Origin of the sequence: Noviherbaspirillum denitrificans, assembly GCF_002211445.1 — a bacterium.
Lineage (GTDB): Bacteria > Pseudomonadota > Gammaproteobacteria > Burkholderiales > Burkholderiaceae_D > Noviherbaspirillum > Noviherbaspirillum denitrificans.
Genome location: NZ_LSTO01000001.1, coordinates 4,476,455 through 4,495,076 on the forward strand (window position 1 = coordinate 4,476,455; position 18,622 = coordinate 4,495,076).

The window sequence follows — 18,622 nt, forward strand, 5'->3', positions numbered from 1 at the left end:
GGCTCGGCGCCGGACATCTACGGCAAGGGCATTGCCAATCCGATCGCCATGATCTGGTCCGGCGCCCTGATGCTCGATTTCCTGGGCAAGGCCAATGGCGACGTTCGTTATAAGCAGGCACACGATGCGATCCTCAAGTCTGTCGAAATCGTACTGGCGCAAGGTCCGCGCACGCCGGACCTCGGCGGAAGCGCAAGTACGGAACAGCTTGGCCGCGCGATTGCTCAGCTGATTCGAACAGTCGATATTGCTTGAGTGGCACGCACAGTAAACACTTGATTTGATTGCAGTCTTGTTCTGGCACGATGTGCTGTGGCAAACTCCCGGCTGCAGAAGTTGCCAATCAGTCTACGCAGCGGCCGCGCGGTCCCGGTCGCCTACAGGAGTCTCTTTTGAGCTTTACCAAAAACATGCCCTTCGAATGGCTGGTCGGCATGCGCTACACGCGCGCTGGCAGGCGGGGCGGGCGCAACAGCTTCATTTCATTCATCTCGCTGATTTCCATGGCCGGCATCGCGCTCGGCGTTGCCGCGCTGATTGTCGTACTGTCCGTCATGAACGGCTTCCAGAAGGAGGTGCGTGATCGCATGCTGTCCGTGCTGTCCCATATCGAGGTCTTCGATGCAACCGGCAGCATGCCGCACTGGCAGGAAACTGCGCGCGAGGCCTTCCAGGCGCCGGAAGTGAAGGGCGCAGCACCCTATGTCGCCGCGCAGGCCATGATGACGCGTGACGATACGGTACGCGGTGTCGTCATCCGCGGCGTGCTGCCAGACCAGGAACCCAAGGTATCCGATGTCGCCGACCAGGTACATCAGGGCAGCTTCAATAGCCTGAAGTCCGGCGAATTCAACATCGTGCTTGGCAAGGATCTAGCGCGCGCCTTGCGCGTACAGGTGGGCGACAAGGTCACGATGATCGCGCCGCAAGGGCAGGTGACCCCGGCCGGCGTGCTGCCGCGCCTGAAGCAGTACACCGTGGGCGGCATCTTCGAGGCCGGCCATAACGAATATGATTCCAGCCTGGCCTTCATCCATATCGACGACGCGATGCGCATGTTCAAGCTGGAAGCGCCGACCGGACTGCGCTTGCGCATCGCCGACATGCAGCGTGCTCCGGAAGTGGCGCTCGAGCTGTCGCGCATCCTCAGCGGCAACCTGCTGATCCTCGACTGGTCGAAGCAGAACCGCACCTGGTTTGCCGCGGTGCAGACCGAGAAGCGCATGATGTTCATCATCCTCACGCTCATCATCGCGGTAGCGGCGTTCAACCTCGTCTCCACGCTCGTCATGACCGTGACGGACAAGCAGGCGGACATTGCCATCCTCCGCACCCTCGGCGCCTCGCCGGCGTCGATCATGAAGATTTTCATCATCCAGGGGGCGCTCGTGGGCTTGCTGGGAACCGCCATCGGTGTCGGACTGGGTGTGACGATCGCGATGAACATCGACGTCATCGTGCCGTTCATCGAACGCCTGCTGGGCGTGCAGTTCCTGTCCAAGGAAATTTACCTGATCACTGCCTTGCCATCCGACCTGCGCTGGCCGGATGTGTGGACCATCGGCAGTGTCGCCGTCGTGCTTGCGTTCCTTGCCACCCTGTACCCGAGCTGGCGCGCGGCGAATGTCCGGCCGGCTGAAGCACTGCGTTACGAATGAGAATGATATGACGATGGATCAACCCGTATTATCTTGCCGCGGCCTTGCGAAGACCTTCACGCAGGGAAAGTACTCCGTGGATGTCTTGCGCGGCATCGATTTCAGCGTCAACCGGGGCGAGCGCGTCGCGATTGTCGGCGCATCGGGCTCGGGCAAGTCGACCCTGCTGCATCTGCTCGGCGGACTCGATACGCCGACCGCCGGCAGCGTCACCCTGCAGGGGAAGGATTTTGCCGGCCTGAATGAAAAGGCGAGGGGAGACTTGCGCAACGCGGCGCTGGGTTTCGTCTATCAGTTCCATCACCTGCTGCCCGAGTTCTCCGCACTGGATAACGTCGGCATGCCGCTGATGATCCGCCGCAAGAACCGCGCAGAGGCGCACGAGGCCGCGCAGCAGGTGCTCGCCAGGGTTGGCCTTGCCAACCGCGTTACGCATGTGCCCGGCGAATTGTCGGGCGGCGAACGCCAGCGTGTTGCACTGGCACGCGCGCTGGTGACACAGCCGGCCTGCGTGCTGGCCGACGAACCGACCGGCAACCTTGACCGGGTGACGGCGCACAAGACCTTCGACCTGATGCTGGAACTGTCGAAGACGCTCGGCACTGCATTCGTCATCGTCACCCACGACGTTGAACTTGCGCGCCACTGCGACCGCGTCCTGAGGCTGTCGGAGGATGGACTGCATCCTTATGTGGATTGATACGCATTGCCACCTCGATGCCGCGGAATTCGGCGACGACCCGGATGCGGTCGCGTTGTCCGCGGAACAGGGTGGCGTGTCGCGGATCGTGATCCCGGCGATTGCGCGGAGCAATTTCAATACTGTTCAGGCGCTTGCAGGGCGCCAGCCCAACTGTGTGTACGCGCTGGGGATTCATCCTATTTACGTGCCACAGGCGGAAGAGGCAGACCTCGACGCATTGCGATGCGCGATTGCCGGGGCGATGGATGATCCGCGACTGGTGGCAGTCGGCGAAATCGGCCTCGACTTCTTCCTGCCCGGCCTGGCCGATGGCGAGATGCGCGACAAGCAGGAATTCTTCTACAGCGAGCAACTGAAGATCGCCCGCGATGCGGGATTGCCGGTGCTGCTGCATGTGCGCCGCTCGCAGGACATCGTCCTCAAATACCTGCGCCGGATCGACCTTCCCGGCGGTATTGCGCATGCCTTCAATGGCAGTTTCCAGCAGGCGGAAGAATTCATCCGGCTGGGTTTCAAGCTCGGCTTCGGCGGCGCGATGACCTTTCCGCGCGCGCTGCAGATCCGGCGTCTCGCCGCCGGGGTAGATGTGTCGGCACTCGTGCTCGAAACGGACGCGCCCGATATATCACCGCTGTGGCTGCATCCCCGCCGCAACAGCCCCGAAGAGCTGCCGCGCATCGGCGCCGTCCTCGCGGAGTTGCGCGGCCTGCCCGTTGAACAAGTCGCGGAAATCACCTCTCAAAACGCGCGCAGCGTGCTTCCCCGCCTGACCTAGATGCGCAGCCTCATCCTCGGTTTCGTCGCGGGCGCTGCCCTGCTGCAGAACCAGGCTGCGCTTCCTGCAGCCGGGTGGTTGCTGGCGCTGCTCCTGTTTTCATTGTTTGTGCCCCTGCTCGCCAGGCGGTGGCGGCAGCCCGTTGCGCGCGGTGTGCTGTTGATGTCGGCAGGTGCCGCAATAGGTTTTTCCTGGGCCGGCCTGTTTGCCCAGCAATATCTGTCGGCTGAGCTGCCAAAGGCCTGGGAAGGCCGGGATATCACGCTGGTCGGCACGATCGACAGCCTGCCGTATTACTTCGAACAGGGCGTGCGCTTCAACTTCGCCGTGGAAAGGATTGTTGCAGCCGATACGCAGGAAGGTGAAGCCCTTCCGGCATTGCCAGGTCGGCTTTCCTTGTCGTGGTATTCAACGTTCCGGGCGGAAGAGCTGCAGGCCGTCGGCAAGGTGCGGCCGGGAGAGCGTTGGCAATTGACGGTGCGCCTGCGCCGTCCGCATGGAAATGCCAATCCCTTTGGTTTCGATTACGAGGTCTGGCTGCTCGAACAGGGATTGCGTGCAACCGGTTACATTCGGCCCGACCAGCGATCCGTGCTCAAGAACGAGCGCCTTGAAGAATTCGTCCCCGGCTTTGGAAATGCCGTCGAGCGGTCGCGTGCATGGCTGCGTGACCGTATCCACGATGCCTTGCCGGACAAGCCTTATGCCGGCGTCATCGTTGCGCTTGTCATCGGCGACCAGCGCGCCATCGGCCAGTCCGACTGGAAGGTCTTCAACCGCACCGGAGTAGGCCATCTGATCTCGATTTCCGGATTGCATATCACCATGATCTCCGGGCTCTTCGCTGCCGCCATCCTCGCGCTGTGGCGGCGGTCGTTCTTTACGCGCGCCAGCCTGCCGCTGATCCTGCCCGCCCAGAAGGCCGCGGCGCTGGCCGGCGCGGCAATGGCGGTTGTGTACGTGCTGCTTGCCGGTTTCGGCGTGCCTGCGCAGCGGACCCTGTACATGCTGACGGTGGTCGCCGCCGCAGTATGGTTCGGTCGCATTACCAGCGTGTCGCATGTTCTGAGCGCGGCACTCGGTATCGTGATCCTGCTTGATCCCTGGGCCGTCCTCTGGCCCGGGTTCTGGCTGTCGTTCGGCGCGGTGGCGATCATCCTGTTTGCCTCCTCCGGCCGCACGCAAGGCTTTGCGGAACCGTCGGCCCGCACTGGCTGGAAGTCAGGCCTGAAGGAAGCGACCCATACCCAGTATGTCGTCACGATTGGCCTGATTCCGATGACGATGCTGTTGTTCGGCCAGTTTTCGATCGTCGGTCCGATTGCCAATGCGGTAGCGATTCCGTTGATCAGTTTCCTCGTCACGCCGATGTCCCTTGTGGGAAGCGTGTTGCCTGCGCCTTTGTCTGGGTGGATCCTTGTGGCGGCGCACACGCTGGTGGAATGGCTTGCGTGGATACTGCAGTGGCTTAGCGACTCTCCGGTCGCCGTATGGAGTGCACCGTTGCCTCCGGCCTGGTTGTTTGCTGCAGCCCTCGCCGGCACCTTGTGGTTGCTGGCGCCGAAAGGCTGGCCGGTGCGCTGGCTGGGTTTCGCCGGTGTGCTTCCCTTGCTTTTGCACGCGCCAAGTCATCCGAAAGAAGGCGAAATGTGGGTGACGGCCTTCGACGTGGGACAGGGGACGGCGTTACTGGTCGAAACCGCAAACCGGCGCCTGCTGTACGACACAGGGCCGGCGTACTCGCCGGATTCGGACGGCGGCAACCGTGTCATCCTGCCGTACCTGAAAGCACGCGGAATCACGGCGCTCGACGCGATGATCGTCTCGCACAGCGACAACGATCATTCCGGCGGGGCGTTATCCATCCTTGAAGAAATCAAGGTCGCGTCGGTGTATTCCTCACTCCCCGACGGACATCCGATCACAGAAAAGGCAGCGACGCATACGCGGTGCGAGGCCGGACAGTCATGGACCTGGGACGAGGCCAGTTTCGATATGCTTCATCCTGGACCCGACATCTACGAGAGCACGAAATGGAAGCCCAATGCCCGCAGCTGCACGCTCAAGATAACGATAGGCGGGCGTTCCATTCTCCTGCCGGGCGATATCGAGTCGCCGCAAGAAGCAGCACTACTGGAAAATGCCCCCGAGAACCTGCGGGCCGACGTGCTCGTTGCGCCGCATCATGGCAGCGGCACCTCGTCGACGCCTGCCTTCCTCCATGCGGTGCAGCCGGAGATCGCGCTGTTCCAGGTCGGATACCGCAATCGATACCGACACCCCAAGGCGGAGGTGTTCGAGCGCTATGGCAGGCTCGGCATCCAGCGCATCCGTTCGGATGATTCCGGCGCAGTCACCTTGCACTTCAATGGAAGGCTCGATGTGAGCGAATACCGAAGCGCGCACGCAAGGTACTGGTACGGCCGATAATCAATTGGCTGAATCGATGTCCACGACGACGACCGCCTCGTGTCTCTGCCAGCGCAGAAGGATTGCGAACGGCCGCGCCCGGACGCTGCTCCGGATTGCCTCCGATTCGCCGCGTATCGTCACCGGGACGGATATGTCGAGGGCGTTCCCGAAATGGCGCCGCGCGTTGCCTGCGATCGTATTGGCCACTTCGCCCACCGCGTCGAGCAGGTTGTCTTCCCGCGTATCCGGCTCCTGCAGCTGGATCAGCAGCTCCCGCACCATCAGGCGCGGCGCGGAGAAATACACGCAGCCGCGGAATTTCCCCGACAGGGTGATCAGGCCGGTGTAGTCGTAGCGCGGCATGCCGATATCGGCGAGATAAGAGGCGCGGATTTCAGCCTGCTTGCCGGTCTGGTGCTGGAAGTAATGCCTTACGGCTTCGACGAACACTTTCAGTTCGTCTTCGTTCAGGTTTGCCATGTGAGTTCAGGCTGCTACTTCTAGCAGCGCATCAGCAAGTTGTTGATCAGAAAACGGCTTGAGAAGAAAACCGCGTGCGCCCTTCTTGAGGGCGCTGATCGCCGTTGCCTTGTCACTCAGTGCCGACACGACAAGAATGTTGAGTTCGGGCCGGAGATTCATCAGGTGTTCGATGCAGGTAATGCCATCCATTTCCGGCATGGTCAGGTCCATGGTCACAACGTCCGGCCCTTGGCGACGACAGACCTCCACGGCCTCGATGCCGTTTTTTGCCATACCGACGATACTGAGATTGCGCAGGCGTGGATGCAGTGCGATGCGTGCGATCCGCGAGCGGATGATGGTCGAGTCGTCGACAATCAGCAGTTTCATGTGCTTTGCCTCGAAGGTTTATGCAGCGAAATGGATGCTGAACTGCGTAAAGGCGTCCACGCGCGATGAGATGCGTATGCGTGCACCAAGTTGCGCCACCTTGTTCTTCACGACGTCCATGCCAACACCATGTCCTGAGTCTCGCGTGACCTGTGTTGCCGTCGACACGCCAGCTTCGAAAATTTTCATCACGATCTGTCGGTCATCAAGCTCCGCGAGCTGTGCTTCGTTATAGCGGCCAGACTTCAGCAATGCATCGCGGATGTGTTGAGGGCTGAGCCCGCGTCCATCGTCGCGTAGGGTCAGTGCGTATTCGCCTGATTCCGTCGGCTTCAATCCAATGTAGATACTGCCCGCTGCAGGTTTGGCGCGTTCGTGCCGCTCCCCCGCCGTTTCAATGCCATGTGCGACCGCATTGCGCAGCAACTGCACGGCGATGTCCTGCAATTCCACACGCGTCCTCTGGGGCAGCGAACGCATCAGGTCGAGATCCGTCTCGATCTTGACCTGCTTGCCGTGGTCGGCGGCGATGCGTTCCGCCAGGGTAGCGAGATTGCTTGCGAAGCCGTCGTCCGCCGCGACGTTGAATGCGGAGTGGTAATCGGAGAGACGGGCAATCAGGTCGCGCACCATCGAAATCTTTTGCAGAAATTCCTCGACGGGGAAGGGCAGGGACAGCAAATCGTCGCCGGACACCATGCCCTTGTCGCGCAGTTCGGCAAGTTGCGATTCGAATTGCTGGGCGAGGTTTTCAAACAGGTGCAGTTCGAGCACCGCGGCTTCGCCTTTCAGCGCATGGATCTTTCGGAATATCGTGCCTACCATGCGCCGGTGGTTGTTTTCGCTGCTCGCGGCACGCAGGTGCGCATTGATGTCAAGCAGAGCGGCTTCCGCATTCTTGAGGAACTGCTCCAGTGTGGCGGGATTGACCTTGAGGAGGTCGAGCATGATCTCGATTTCGGCCTTGGCCTTTTCCTTGGCATCTGCAAGCGCGTTTTCGAGTTCGACTTGCGCGGTGATGTCGAACACGGTGACGAGCAGGTGGGAAACCTTTCCGTTGTCGCGCACGCGGTTGAACTGCATGCTGAGGACGCGGCGCACGGGCATGCCTTCGGGGTTGGTGAACGTGAATTCGACAGCAGTCAGCGGATTGAGGTCGCCAATCAGGCTTTCTTTCACCCGGTCGCCAAACAGGAGTTCGATGTAGTCAATCGCGAGGTCGAAAGTGCTTTCCTTGACTAGATCGCCGAGCAGATTGCGGAAATCAGTGCCGGGGGCAACCGGACGGCCGAGGATGCGCTGGAGCGATGCGGAATATTGCGAGCCGATATGCATCGTGGAATCAAGCAGGAACAATCCTTCCGTTACGGTGCCGAGGATGTCGGCGGTTTCCTTCTGTGCAGCCTCGATCTTGCGATCGTTGTCACGCAGGCGGCGGATGAACTTGAAGAGGATGAAGGCAAAGTTCATCAACGCCAGGAGGATGCCGCCGGTTTGCACCATGCGTAGCGTATCGGCCTTGGCGTTCGCGGTTTGTTCAAGCTGGCTCGTCAATGCATTCATCAACGCGAGCAGTTTCAGGTTGGTATCGCGTGCTTTCTCGCTAGCCTCGGCAAGTTGCAAAGGTGTGAAAGCACCAGGGGCAAGCAGTGGCACAAGTTTCTGACGGTAGGGGAGCCACAGTTCATTTGCTTGCGCGAGGACGTTCCGCCCCTCCGGACTGTCGACCCTGGCTAACCGTACCGGCTTGTCGTCGCCGCCTGTCGCCGTGCCGCCGGACTGGAATGCTTTCAGGGTCGTATCGAAGAGCTCGACGGTACGGCCCAGCTCCGTCCTCGCCTGTGCTCCTGTCGCACCGCGCTCGACGTCGGTTTCGATCACGAGCAGGGCCTTGGCCATCCGCTGTGAAAGCATGCGCTGCCGGCCTGCGAGATTGATGGAAAGTGCGTCTTCGGAAATCTGGAAAGAGATATAGAAGTTGAGGACGAGGACGGCAAGGTCGAACACCAGGAAACATGCCACCGCCAGGATAATTTCCCTGTATTTGCCCGCAAACCTGCTGCTGCTTTCTGCCTGCATCCTGCGCTCCCTTGTGTAATCGTTGCGAAGCTGGCAATGCAAACGCCATGCCACACATTGATAAAACGCAAACGCAGTTGAAGGGGGTATCGGAACGTTATATCGAACGCCATGCTGGTGCGCGGGCGCTCAGTGGGAGTGCATGATTGGAGACGCTGCACCGAGTCGGCCAGTTGCGTGGGGGGCGCACTGTAACCGCTTGTTTGCGGCAGCATTCAAACCCCGGCTACGCAATCGAATTACAATCGTGGTCATTTTGAATACACGGCCGCATCGCCGGCCGGACATCATGACGCGACCGATTCTCCATTTTGTGCATGCGAACAGTTATCCGGCAGGTACGTACCGCGTGTTTTTCGATCACCTTGCCCGGCACTATGACGTGCAGGCCTTGCCGATGCATGCGCACAATCCCGCCTACCCGGTCAGCAATGGCTGGCCGGCGCTGGTGCGCGAGCTGATCGACGAACTCGAGATGCGGTACACGCAACCTGTCATTCTTGTCGGGCATTCGATGGGCGGGATGCTAAGCCTGATGGTCGCGAAGATCCGGCCGGAACTGGTGCGCTGCGTCGTGCTGCTGGATTCGCCCGTGGTGGCGGGCTGGCGAGCTGTCCTGCTGCGTGTCGCGAAGCGGATCGGCGCTGACAAGCGCTTCTCCCCGGCGCAGTTCTCGGAGAAGCGGCGCAATGTCTGGCCGAGCATCGATGCCGCCTATGAACACTATGCGGCCAAACCCATGTTTGCCGTATGGCCGCCGGAAGTGCTGCGCGATTATGTCGAAACCGGGCTTGTGCCGCATCCCGAGGGCGTGACCTTGCGCTTCACGCGCGAAACCGAAACCGCGGTGTACCGCACCTTGCCGCATCATATCGGCAGGATAGTGCGGCGTCCCTTCCCGGTGCCAGTGGGCTTTGTCGGCGGCATCGACTCTGTGGAGTGCCGGCAGGCCGGATTGCAGGCCACGCGACGGCTCACCGGCAGGCATTTCGTGCAGATCCCCGGCGGGCACCTGTTCCCGATGGAGCATCCAGCCGCCGCGGCAAAAGCGGTCCATGCAATGATTGATAACCTTCTTCCTTCCTGAACAATGATCCGACTTTGCATCGCTGCACTGGCTGCCGGCCTGTTAACCTGCATGGGCGCGAACGCAGGCGACCTGTTCGCCGATTACGGCAAAGCCCGCGCCGAAGGCCGCGTGTCGCACATTGTCGAAATCGACAACGACACGCTGCTGCTCGACCGCAATGATGGTTTCTACACGAGCGGGATGCGCTATGCGCAGACCTACACGCTGCGCGAGGACGGCGCTACGACGGTGTTTGGATGGCGTGTGGGCCAGGAACTCTATACGGCCTCCGATATCAAGCTGGCACCACAGTTCGTACTGCCGCCGGATCATCCATATGCCGGCTGGCTGTATGGCGGCTTTTTCCGTGAAATCCGCAAGCCGGACGGTACGCACTCAAAAATCGGGCTGGATATCGGCTGCCTCGGACCGTGCGCAGGCGGAGAGTGGACTCAGACGCAATTCCACCGAATCCTGAACCAGCCCTTGCCGCGCGGATGGAGCAAGCAGGTCAGGAATGAAGCGGGCGTGGTGTTGTACGGCGAATATGCCCCCGTCCGATGGGCGCCTGATGCCGCATTCGACGTGACACCTGTATTGGGCGGGCGCTTCGGCAATATCTTCACCGATGCCAGCGCAGGCTTGCATGCGCGCGCCGGTCAGCTGAATTCGCTGCCGTCTGAATCCGCCGTGCATATATACCTGCGTGGCGACGTGCGCGCCGTCGGTTACAACGCGACGCTGCAAGGCGGATATTTCTCAAAAGGCAATCCTCATGCCGTCGATCCGAAAAGGTTCGTCGCCAGCGCGGAAGCCGGCGTCGCCTGGCAGCGCGCGCCATTCGCTGCGACCTTCGCGATTGTCCGACGAGGTAATGAAATCAGGGACTTACCCAATTCGATCGGGGCGCAGAACTACGTGCATATGCAGTTTTCCTGGACGCCCTGACATGAATGGAAGCTTTGACATGAAAACGATGAAACGGGGGATCGAGCGGTCGGTTTAGGTTATAATTTGAATTTCCCGCACGTGCCGTCCGGCACATCTCAGCAATGACCAAGTTTGTTTTCGTCACTGGCGGCGTTGTTTCATCCCTGGGCAAAGGGATTGCAGCCGCCTCTCTCGCTGCGATCCTTGAATCGCGCGGCCTCAAAGTCACCCTCATCAAGCTCGATCCGTACATCAACGTTGATCCAGGCACGATGAGTCCGTTCCAGCACGGCGAAGTGTTCGTCACCGATGACGGCGCCGAAACCGACCTCGACCTCGGCCACTACGAACGCTTCATCACGGCCAAGATGAGGAAGGTGAACAATTTCACCACCGGCCAGATCTACGAATCCGTGATCCGCAAGGAGCGCCGTGGCGAGTACCTGGGCAAGACCGTCCAGGTCATTCCGCACATCACCAATGAAATCCAGGATTTCATCCATCGTGGCGCCGAAGGCTTCGACGTCGCGCTGGTGGAAATCGGCGGCACGGTGGGTGACATTGAATCGCTGCCCTTCTTGGAAGCTGCGCGCCAATTGAGCCTGCGCGCCAGCCGCAATGACACCGCATTCGTCCACCTGACCCTGGTGCCGTACATCGCATCCGCCGGCGAGCTGAAGACCAAGCCGACCCAGCACAGCGTGCAAAAGCTGCGCGAAATCGGTATCTCTCCCGATGCACTGCTGTGCCGCGCCGACCGTCGCATTCCGGATGACGAGCGCGCCAAGATCTCGCTGTTCTCGAATGTGCGCGAAGAGGCTGTCATTTCCGTGTGGGATGCCGACACCATCTACAAGATTCCCCAGATGCTGCACGACCAGGGCCTGGACAAGATCATCTGCGAAAAGCTGGGCATCACTGCCAAGGCCGCCGACCTGTCCGTCTGGAACAAGCTGGTCTACGCGCTGGAGCATCCGAAGGCGGAAGTCACCATCGGCATGGTCGGCAAGTACGTCGACCTGACCGAGTCCTACAAGTCGCTGACCGAAGCGTTGCGCCATGCGGGCATTCATACCGAGAGCCGCGTGAACATCGAGTACCTCGACTCCGAAGAGATCGAGGAAAACGGCACCGCGAACCTCGCGAAGTACGACGCCATCCTGGTTCCGGGCGGCTTCGGCAAGCGCGGCGTGGAAGGCAAGATCGCCGCTGCACGCTATGCGCGCGAGAGCAAGGTTCCGTACCTCGGCATCTGCCTTGGCATGCAAGTGGCACTGATCGAATATGCGCGCAACAAGGCTGGCTTCTTGAAGTCCAATTCGACCGAATTCGATCCGGATACCGAACAGCCGGTCGTCGCGCTGATCACCGAATGGCAAAACCATGACGGCAAGGTCGAACGCCGCGACGTCAATTCTGACCTCGGCGGCACCATGCGACTTGGCGCGCAGACCTGCTCCGTCAAGCCGGGCACGATTGCAGCGGAAATCTACGGCGACAAGGTCACCGAGCGTCATCGCCACCGTTACGAAGCCAACAACCATTACCTGAGCCGCGTTGAAGAAGCAGGCCTGATCGTGTCGGCACGCACCCCGAACGAAGGCCTGTGCGAAATCATGGAATTGCCGCGTTCCGGCGAGAACGCCCATCCGTGGTTCGTCGGCGTGCAATACCACCCCGAGTTCAAGTCGACCCCGCGCGACGGCCACCCGCTGTTCATTTCCTTCATCAAGGCAGCGCTGGCGCACAAGCAGGCGTCGTCCGAGAGGAAAGCAGCATGAAGTTGTGCGGTTTTGAAGCAGGGCTCGACAAGCCGTTCTTCCTGATCGCCGGTCCTTGCGTCATCGAGTCGCCGCAGATGGCGCTCGATACCGCGGGCCAGCTCAAGGAAATCACGTCCCAACTGGGCATCCCGTTCATCTACAAGTCCTCGTTTGACAAGGCCAACCGCTCGTCCGGTTCGTCTTTCCGCGGCCTGGGCATGGAAAAGGGCCTGGAGATCCTCGCGGACGTGAAGAAACAGATCGGCGTGCCGGTGCTGACCGACGTGCATGAAATCGACGAGATCAAGCCGGTCGCGGCCGTCGTCGATGTATTGCAGACCCCGGCATTCCTGTGCCGCCAAACCGATTTCATTCGCGCTTGCGGCCAGTCGGGCAAGCCGGTCAACATCAAGAAGGGCCAGTTCCTTGCACCCGGCGACATGAAGAATGTCATCGACAAGGCCCGAGCAGCCGCGAAGGAAGTCGGTCTCGACCCGGACAACTTCATGGCGTGCGAGCGTGGCGTTTCCTTCGGCTACAACAACCTCGTTTCCGACATGCGTTCGCTCGCCATCATGCGCGAAACCGGCTGCCCGGTCGTGTTCGATGCAACGCACTCGGTGCAATTGCCGGGCGGGCAGGGCACATCCTCGGGCGGCCAGCGAGAATTCGTGCCGGTTCTCGCACGCGCTGCTGTCGCAGCCGGTATTTCCGGCCTGTTCATGGAAACCCATCCGAATCCGGCGGAAGCCATGTCGGACGGCCCGAATGCCGTTCCGCTCGGCCGCATGAAAGACCTGCTTGCCACGCTGGTTGAGCTCGACCGCGTCGTGAAGAAGGCAGGTTTCGTGGAAGCCGATTTTTCGTAATCGGCGTTGCGGTATTCCGGGGCGGCAGCGCGCCGCCTGACAATAATGAAGCAGAATTTGGCGCCGACCGCGCCCAACGGGATTTACTTTTTATCTGGGAGATTTTGAATGAGTGCTATCGTAGACATCATCGGCCGTGAAGTGATCGACTCCCGCGGCAACCCCACCGTCGAATGCGACGTGCTGCTGGAATCCGGCGTCATGGGCCGCGCGGCAGTGCCGTCCGGCGCCTCCACCGGCTCGCGCGAAGCGATCGAGCTGCGCGACGGCGACAAGAGCCGTTACCTGGGCAAGGGCGTGCTCAAGGCCTGCGAAAACATCAACACCGAAATCTCCGAAGCCATCATGGGCCTGGACGCTAATGAGCAGGCTTTCCTCGACCGCACCCTGATCGACCTCGACGGCACCGAGAACAAGTCCCGCCTGGGCGCCAACGCCACCCTGGCTGTGTCCATGGCCGTCGCCAAGGCGGCCGCCGAAGAATCCGGCCTGCCGCTGTACCGCTACTTCGGCGGCTCCGGCGCAATGCAGATGCCGGTGCCGATGATGAACGTCATCAACGGTGGCGCGCACGCCGACAACAACCTGGACCTACAGGAATTCATGATCATCCCGGTGGGCGCTCCGTCCTTCCGCGAAGCAATCCGCTACGGCGCCGAAGTGTTCCACACGCTCAAGAAGATCCTGCACGACAAGGGCCTCACTACCGCTGTCGGTGACGAAGGCGGTTTTGCTCCGTCCGTGGCAAACCACGAAGAAGCGATCAAGCTGATCCTGCAAGCCATCGAGCAGGCCGGCTACGAGCCGGGTACGCAGATCGCTCTGGGCCTCGACTGCGCCGCGTCCGAGTTCTACAAGGACGGCAAGTACCAGCTCTCCGGCGAAGGCCTGTCGCTGTCGTCGGCCGATTTTACCAACCTGCTGGCGACCTGGTGCGACAAGTACCCGATCATCTCGATCGAAGACGGCATGGCAGAGAACGACTGGGAAGGCTGGGCGACGCTGACCAACGCGCTGGGCAAGAAGGCGCAGCTGGTGGGCGACGACCTGTTCGTGACCAACACCAAGATCCTGCGTGAAGGCATCCAGAAGAACATCGCCAATTCCATCCTCATCAAGATCAACCAGATCGGCACGCTGACCGAGACCTTCGCGGCGATCGAGATGGCCAAGCGCGCGGGCTATACCGCCGTGATTTCGCACCGTTCGGGCGAGACCGAAGATTCGACGATCGCGGACATCGCTGTCGGCACCAATGCGCTGCAGATCAAGACCGGTTCCATGTCCCGTTCGGACCGCATGGCCAAGTACAACCAACTGCTGCGCATCGAGGAAGACCTGGGCGACATCGCCAGCTACCCGGGTCGTAGCGCGTTTTACAATCTGCGTTAATCCAACGTGACAGTGCAATGAAATTTGGGGGCAGCAGCCCCCAAATTTCTTTAGAATGCTCGCATGCGTCTCATCACCATCAGTCTCGCCGCCTTGCTCCTGCTGATCCAGTACCCGCTTTGGTTGGGGAAAGGCGGCTGGTTGCGCGTGTGGGACCTCGAAGGACAGGTCGAGGTCGCACAAAAGAAGAATGCCGACCTGAAGGCGCGCAACGACAAGCTCAACTCGGAAGTGCATGACCTGCGCGATGGGACAGGTGCGGTGGAAGAGCGTGCCCGTTATGAACTGGGCATGATCAAGAACGGCGAGATTTTCGTCCAGATCCTCGATCCGGGCAGCACGATTTCGACGGCGCCGAAGCCGGGCACCACGAAGTAAAAAAACGCCGGGATTTCCCGGCGTTTTCATTTTCAGTGGCGGGAACTGCCTGCAGGTTGCATCGCATCGGTCGCGTTACTGGTCGCAAACAGTTGCGCACAATCGACCTTGTCGAATTCGTAGTGCTGACCGCAAAAATCACAGTTGATCGCCAGCTTGCCGAGGTCGGACAGCGCGGAATCAATCTCCGGCTTGCCCAGCATGATCAGCATATGGCCAACCTTCTCCCGGCTGCAGCTGCAATGGAAGCTTGGATGCGCGGGTTCGAAAACGCGGATGGTCTCTTCCCAGAACAGGCGGCGTAGCAGCGTGTTGATGTCGGTGGCGAGCAGCTCTTCATTGCGCAGCGTAGAGGCAAGGATTACGGTATGGTTCCACGCATCCAGGTCGTCTGCCGCTTGTGCGCCGGTGCCGCCGTCGCGCGGCAGCTTCTGCAGCAGCAGCCCGCGTGCAACGTTTTCGTCCGCCGCCAGCCAGAGTTTGGTGTCCAGCTGCTCGGAGCGCTGCATGTAATTCTCGATCATGACCGCTACCGATTCGCCGTCCAGCGGAACGATCCCCTGGTAGGGCTGCTGGCCCGGCAGCTTGTCCGCCGGATCCAGCGTGATGACGAATCGTCCCTGGCCATGGGCATTGACCAGTTCCCGCAGGCCTGCGCCGTCGGGCACCACCGCGTCCGGTGCGAGCTTCGCGGTAGCGCGCATGCGCAGGCCGGAATCGCATTCGATCACCAGCAGCTTCACCGGGCCGTCGCCGTGCATCTGCAGGATCATCATGCCGTTGAATTTCAGGTTCGCCGTGAGCAGCGCCGCCGCAGCCAGCAATTCGCCGAGCAGCGATTTGACTGGGGCAGGGTAATCCTTGCGTGCCTGGATCTGCTTCCAGGTGTCAGAAATCTCGACCAGTTCGCCGCGCACCGCGGCGTTTTCAAATATAAATCGTTGCAGCGTATCCATCATTACCCAATTCGTTTCAGTTCCTTCTTGAACAGCTGGCCGCGCCTGACGTAGTTCGCGGTATTGCCGTGCATGCGCTTGATGTCTTCTTCGCTCAAGGTGCGCACGGCCTTGGCCGGCGAACCGATGATCAGCGAGTTGTCGGGGAATTCCTTGCCCTCCGTGATGAGCGCGCCGGCGCCGACGAGGGAATTGCGGCCGATCTTCGCGCCGTTCAGGATCACGGCCTGGATACCGACCAGCGAGCCTTCGCCGATCGTGCAGCCGTGCAGCATCGCCTGGTGGCCAATGGTGACGTTCTTGCCGATGGTAAGCGGATAGCCGGGATCGGTGTGGAGCACGCAGCATTCCTGCACGTTGCTGTTCTCGCCGACCGTGATAAGTTCATTGTCGCCGCGAATCGTAACCTCGAACCAGACGCTCGCATTCGCTTCGATGCGTGCCTTGCCGATAATGTTCGCGGACTCGGCGACGTAGGCGGACGGGTCGATCTCGGGGGCGTTGTCGCCCAATTGGTAGATGGCCATGGATTTCCGTAAAATCGGGAGTTTCGTGTGAATCCGACATTTTACCGCCCCTCGCATGAACCCATCGAACGACCGACCACTGGAATTGCGCGCGCTTGCACTGCATTGGCTGTGCGAATCCGATCCGGAAACCAAGGCTGCCGGGGTGCGCGCTTTGCAGGCAGCTTGGTTGCTGGGCAGTGTCGTCCTGGAAAGCGATGGAATGTTGTCGCCTCTGCAAGCAATTCCTGGCCGGCCGGATCGACCCGAACTCGTTCCGCCCCTTGCAGTAAAGCACCGCTCGATGCAAACAACCGAGGGCCGCGCCGCTATGATTCATGCGCTGGCGCATATCGAATTCAATGCGATCAACCTTGCGCTCGATGCAGTTTGGCGCTTTCCTGGTATGCCGGCGGATTATTACGCAGACTGGCTCAAGGTCGCAGCCGAGGAAGCACTGCATTTTTCGCTGTTGGAAGCGCATTTGCGTTCGCTCGGATTTGCCTATGGCAATTTCCCGGCGCACAACAGCTTGTGGGACATGGCGGAAAAGACTCGCGGCGACGTCCTTGCACGCATCGCGCTCGTGCCCCGGACGATGGAAGCGCGCGGACTGGATGCATCGCCTGCAGTGCGGGCCAAGTTAGCGCAGGCGGGTGATCATGCAGCGGCCGCGATCCTCGATATCATCCTGCGCGACGAAATTGGCCACGTCGCCACCGGCAATCGCTGGTTCGCCTGGCTGTGCTGGGAGCGCCGCCTTGACCCGATTGCCACGTACGCCGGACTTGCCCTGTTGCACAAGGCGCCGCAGCCGAGAAGGCCGTTCAACCTCGAGGCACGCCGTGCAGCCGGATTCACCGACGCTGAACTCGCTGAACTCCTTGCCTGAAACTTCTTTCTGGCAATAAAACGGAACCTTGCTTCCGTTACAAGGTCTTTGTTGGCATGGGCGTAAGCTCGCATACGAAAGGGAGTGCATCATGTTGAGATCCCATCACCTGTTTTCCAGGCTGCTCATTGCTGTTGGCATCGCGGTTGCCCTTGCAGCCTGTCAAAAAACCGAGACTGCAGCCGAAAAGGGACCTGCCGAGAAGGCCGGCCAGAAACTGGACCAAGCCGCCTCACGCGCCGGCGAAGAACTGAACAAGGCCGCTGAAGCTGCTGGCAAGGGCATGCAGCAGCTTGGCCAGAAGATTCAGGATAGCGCCGAGCAGGCGCAACAAGGCCAGCAGAAAAAAGAGTAAGACGCGATTTTTCCGCGACGCACTTGCGACCGGGCAGGACCGGATCGCAGGTATTTGCTTTGTGTAACGACAGCCAAATGCCATGGAGAAAAAGAAAGTCACACTCGCGCTGCAAGGAGGCGGATCGCATGGTGCCTTTACCTGGGGAGTGCTCGACCGGCTCCTGGAAGACAGCCGCATCGAGATCGAAGGCATCAGCGGCGCCAGCGCCGGCGCAATGAATGCAGTCGTGCTCGCGCACGGCATGACAGTTGGCGGACGCGATGGTGCACGGCAGGCGCTGGCCGATTTCTGGCACGCGGTGGCAAGCAGCGCACCGTACAGCCCCATCCCCGAGCACCTCGCAGCGTCGGCGAACCTTGCCGCACATTCCGACCTGCCGCCCGCGCTCAGGCCCTTGCTTTCGCTGCTCCGGTTCTTTTCGCCATACCAGCTCAATCCGTTTGATATCAACCCTTTGCGCGACATTCTCGCGAGGCAGGTCGACTTCGATCGCCTGCGCACGCAATGCGACTTGCGTCTTTTCATCGCAGCGACACATGTCAGCACTGGCACCTTGCGGCTGTTTCGGACGCGCCAGATGTCGATCGATGTCTTGCTTGCCTCCGCCTGCCTGCCCCTTCTGCATCGCGCGGTCGAGATCGACGGTGAAGCCTACTGGGATGGAGGGCTGACAGCCAATCCGCCGTTGTTTCCGCTGGTGCATAAATGCGATGCGCGCGATATCGTCGTCGTGCTGCTGCATCCCCAGCCGCGCCAGCATGTACCGATGACGGCCGACGATATCTGGCATCGGCTGACGGAAATGGGTTTCAGTTCAACCTTCTTTACCGAGCTGCAAGGCTTGATGCTGGTACAACGGGAGGCGAAGCGGGGATGGTTTGCGTTCGGGCGTCTGGAGCGGCGGCTGCGGCAGCTCAACATGCATGTCGTTGAGTCGCAGGAGCTGATGAGCCAGCTCGGCCGCCACAGCAAGCTCAATGCGAGCCCGGCTTTCATCAATGGCTTGCACGAAGAGGGCAGGCGGCGCGCC

19 protein-coding genes are annotated in these 18,622 nt (G+C 60.7%); 14 read left to right on the plus strand and 5 right to left on the minus strand.

What is annotated here, in order from left to right; all coding sequences use genetic code 11:
- From AYR66_RS21695 to AYR66_RS21715, 5 genes are all read left to right on the plus strand, one after another.
- The coding region (locus tag AYR66_RS21695; RefSeq protein ID WP_234814972.1) for an isocitrate/isopropylmalate family dehydrogenase at positions 1–255 on the plus strand (255 nt) is incomplete at its 5' end.
- A gap of 137 nt (positions 256–392) precedes the next feature.
- Positions 393–1,658 carry a lipoprotein-releasing ABC transporter permease subunit gene (locus AYR66_RS21700; protein ID WP_088709230.1) on the plus strand — a complete coding sequence of 422 codons (1,266 nt, stop codon included), beginning with the start codon at positions 393–395 and terminating at the stop codon, positions 1,656–1,658.
- Between the two features lie 13 nt (positions 1,659–1,671).
- The gene (gene lolD, locus AYR66_RS21705; protein WP_420093117.1) at positions 1,672–2,358 is read left to right on the plus strand and encodes a lipoprotein-releasing ABC transporter ATP-binding protein LolD; all 687 of its coding nucleotides are present in this window, start codon (positions 1,672–1,674) and stop codon (positions 2,356–2,358) included.
- Positions 2,348–3,136: a TatD family hydrolase gene (locus AYR66_RS21710; protein WP_088709232.1), complete on the plus strand. Its 789-nt coding sequence runs from the start codon at positions 2,348–2,350 to the stop codon at positions 3,134–3,136. The genes lolD and AYR66_RS21710 overlap by 11 nt, the downstream gene beginning before the upstream one ends.
- Entirely contained in the window at positions 3,137–5,566 is a 2,430-nt protein-coding gene (locus AYR66_RS21715; RefSeq protein ID WP_088709233.1) for a DNA internalization-related competence protein ComEC/Rec2, read from the plus strand.
- Here the strand turns inward: AYR66_RS21715 and AYR66_RS21720 are convergent, their stop codons facing one another.
- From AYR66_RS21720 to AYR66_RS21730, 3 genes are read right to left on the minus strand one after another with little or no spacing between them, the layout of a single operon-like run.
- Positions 5,567–6,028 (minus strand): chemotaxis protein CheX, encoded by a 462-nt coding sequence (locus AYR66_RS21720; protein ID WP_088709234.1) that lies wholly within the window; start codon positions 6,026–6,028, stop codon positions 5,567–5,569. It lies immediately after the preceding gene.
- Positions 6,029–6,034: 6 nt separating this feature from the next.
- A complete protein-coding gene (locus AYR66_RS21725; protein ID WP_088709235.1) occupies positions 6,035–6,400 on the minus strand; it encodes a response regulator transcription factor in 366 nt (121 codons plus the stop codon).
- 18 nt (positions 6,401–6,418) lie between these two features.
- A complete protein-coding gene (locus tag AYR66_RS21730) occupies positions 6,419–8,479 on the minus strand; it encodes a type IV pili methyl-accepting chemotaxis transducer N-terminal domain-containing protein (protein WP_088709236.1) in 2,061 nt (686 codons plus the stop codon).
- A 289-nt stretch (positions 8,480–8,768) separates the two neighbouring features.
- On the opposite strand from AYR66_RS21730, the gene AYR66_RS21735 reads away from it, so the two are divergent.
- The 6 genes from AYR66_RS21735 (at position 8,769) to ftsB (ending at position 14,880) form a co-directional block, all read left to right on the plus strand.
- Positions 8,769–9,566, plus strand: coding sequence for an alpha/beta fold hydrolase (locus tag AYR66_RS21735; RefSeq protein ID WP_088709237.1), 798 nt, complete (start codon positions 8,769–8,771; stop codon positions 9,564–9,566).
- A 51-nt stretch (positions 9,567–9,617) separates the two neighbouring features.
- Positions 9,618–10,496 (plus strand): lipid A deacylase LpxR family protein, encoded by an 879-nt coding sequence (locus AYR66_RS21740; RefSeq protein WP_088709988.1) that lies wholly within the window; start codon positions 9,618–9,620, stop codon positions 10,494–10,496.
- A 104-nt stretch (positions 10,497–10,600) separates the two neighbouring features.
- Positions 10,601–12,259, plus strand: a complete 1,659-nt coding sequence (locus AYR66_RS21745) for a CTP synthase (protein WP_088709238.1) — start codon at positions 10,601–10,603, stop codon at positions 12,257–12,259.
- Positions 12,256–13,110, plus strand: coding sequence for a 3-deoxy-8-phosphooctulonate synthase (gene kdsA / locus AYR66_RS21750; protein WP_088709239.1), 855 nt, complete (start codon positions 12,256–12,258; stop codon positions 13,108–13,110). Before AYR66_RS21745 ends, kdsA begins: the two co-directional genes overlap by 4 nt.
- 108 nt (positions 13,111–13,218) lie before the next feature.
- Positions 13,219–14,502, plus strand: a complete 1,284-nt coding sequence (gene eno / locus AYR66_RS21755; protein ID WP_088709240.1) for a phosphopyruvate hydratase — start codon at positions 13,219–13,221, stop codon at positions 14,500–14,502.
- Positions 14,503–14,565: 63 nt separating this feature from the next.
- Positions 14,566–14,880, plus strand: coding sequence for a cell division protein FtsB (gene ftsB / locus AYR66_RS21760; RefSeq protein WP_088709241.1), 315 nt, complete (start codon positions 14,566–14,568; stop codon positions 14,878–14,880).
- Between the two features lie 32 nt (positions 14,881–14,912).
- On the opposite strand, the gene hslO is transcribed toward ftsB, so the two are convergent.
- Together hslO and AYR66_RS21770 are read right to left on the minus strand one after the other, a co-directional pair.
- Complete coding sequence (gene hslO / locus AYR66_RS21765) at positions 14,913–15,839, minus strand: Hsp33 family molecular chaperone HslO (RefSeq protein ID WP_088709242.1); 927 nt, start codon at positions 15,837–15,839, stop codon at positions 14,913–14,915.
- The gene (locus AYR66_RS21770; protein ID WP_088709243.1) at positions 15,839–16,363 is read right to left on the minus strand and encodes a gamma carbonic anhydrase family protein; all 525 of its coding nucleotides are present in this window, start codon (positions 16,361–16,363) and stop codon (positions 15,839–15,841) included. The genes hslO and AYR66_RS21770 overlap by 1 nt, the downstream gene beginning before the upstream one ends.
- A 55-nt stretch (positions 16,364–16,418) precedes the next feature.
- Between AYR66_RS21770 and AYR66_RS21775 the strand changes: the two genes are divergently transcribed.
- The 3 genes from AYR66_RS21775 to AYR66_RS30180 form a co-directional block, all read left to right on the plus strand.
- Positions 16,419–17,234: a ferritin-like domain-containing protein gene (locus tag AYR66_RS21775; protein ID WP_088709244.1), complete on the plus strand. Its 816-nt coding sequence runs from the start codon at positions 16,419–16,421 to the stop codon at positions 17,232–17,234.
- 91 nt (positions 17,235–17,325) lie between these two features.
- On the plus strand, positions 17,326–17,589 hold the full coding sequence (locus tag AYR66_RS29710) for a hypothetical protein (protein ID WP_088709245.1): 264 nt from the start codon (positions 17,326–17,328) through the stop codon (positions 17,587–17,589).
- Between the two features lie 82 nt (positions 17,590–17,671).
- The coding region (locus AYR66_RS30180; protein ID WP_234814973.1) for a patatin-like phospholipase family protein at positions 17,672–18,622 on the plus strand (951 nt) is incomplete at its 3' end.

What these genes read in the sequence shown, in the direction of transcription:
- AYR66_RS21715 (WP_088709233.1), top strand. Translation starts at nt 3,137, where the DNA reads ATGCGCAGCCTCATCCTCGGTTTCGTCGCGGGCGCTGCCCTGCTGCAG.
- AYR66_RS21770 (WP_088709243.1), bottom strand. Translation starts at nt 16,363, where the DNA reads ATGGCCATCTACCAATTGGGCGACAACGCCCCCGAGATCGACCCGTCC.
- ftsB (WP_088709241.1), top strand. Translation starts at nt 14,566, where the DNA reads ATGCGTCTCATCACCATCAGTCTCGCCGCCTTGCTCCTGCTGATCCAG.
- AYR66_RS21710 (WP_088709232.1), top strand. Translation starts at nt 2,348, where the DNA reads ATGTGGATTGATACGCATTGCCACCTCGATGCCGCGGAATTCGGCGAC.
- kdsA (WP_088709239.1), top strand. Translation starts at nt 12,256, where the DNA reads ATGAAGTTGTGCGGTTTTGAAGCAGGGCTCGACAAGCCGTTCTTCCTG.
- AYR66_RS21720 (WP_088709234.1), bottom strand. Translation starts at nt 6,028, where the DNA reads ATGGCAAACCTGAACGAAGACGAACTGAAAGTGTTCGTCGAAGCCGTA.
- hslO (WP_088709242.1), bottom strand. Translation starts at nt 15,839, where the DNA reads ATGATGGATACGCTGCAACGATTTATATTTGAAAACGCCGCGGTGCGC.
- eno (WP_088709240.1), top strand. Translation starts at nt 13,219, where the DNA reads ATGAGTGCTATCGTAGACATCATCGGCCGTGAAGTGATCGACTCCCGC.
- AYR66_RS21775 (WP_088709244.1), top strand. Translation starts at nt 16,419, where the DNA reads ATGAACCCATCGAACGACCGACCACTGGAATTGCGCGCGCTTGCACTG.
- AYR66_RS21745 (WP_088709238.1), top strand. Translation starts at nt 10,601, where the DNA reads ATGACCAAGTTTGTTTTCGTCACTGGCGGCGTTGTTTCATCCCTGGGC.
- lolD (WP_420093117.1), top strand. Translation starts at nt 1,672, where the DNA reads ATGGATCAACCCGTATTATCTTGCCGCGGCCTTGCGAAGACCTTCACG.
- AYR66_RS21735 (WP_088709237.1), top strand. Translation starts at nt 8,769, where the DNA reads ATGACGCGACCGATTCTCCATTTTGTGCATGCGAACAGTTATCCGGCA.
- AYR66_RS21725 (WP_088709235.1), bottom strand. Translation starts at nt 6,400, where the DNA reads ATGAAACTGCTGATTGTCGACGACTCGACCATCATCCGCTCGCGGATC.
- AYR66_RS21740 (WP_088709988.1), top strand. Translation starts at nt 9,618, where the DNA reads ATGGGCGCGAACGCAGGCGACCTGTTCGCCGATTACGGCAAAGCCCGC.
- AYR66_RS21730 (WP_088709236.1), bottom strand. Translation starts at nt 8,479, where the DNA reads ATGCAGGCAGAAAGCAGCAGCAGGTTTGCGGGCAAATACAGGGAAATT.
- AYR66_RS29710 (WP_088709245.1), top strand. Translation starts at nt 17,326, where the DNA reads ATGTTGAGATCCCATCACCTGTTTTCCAGGCTGCTCATTGCTGTTGGC.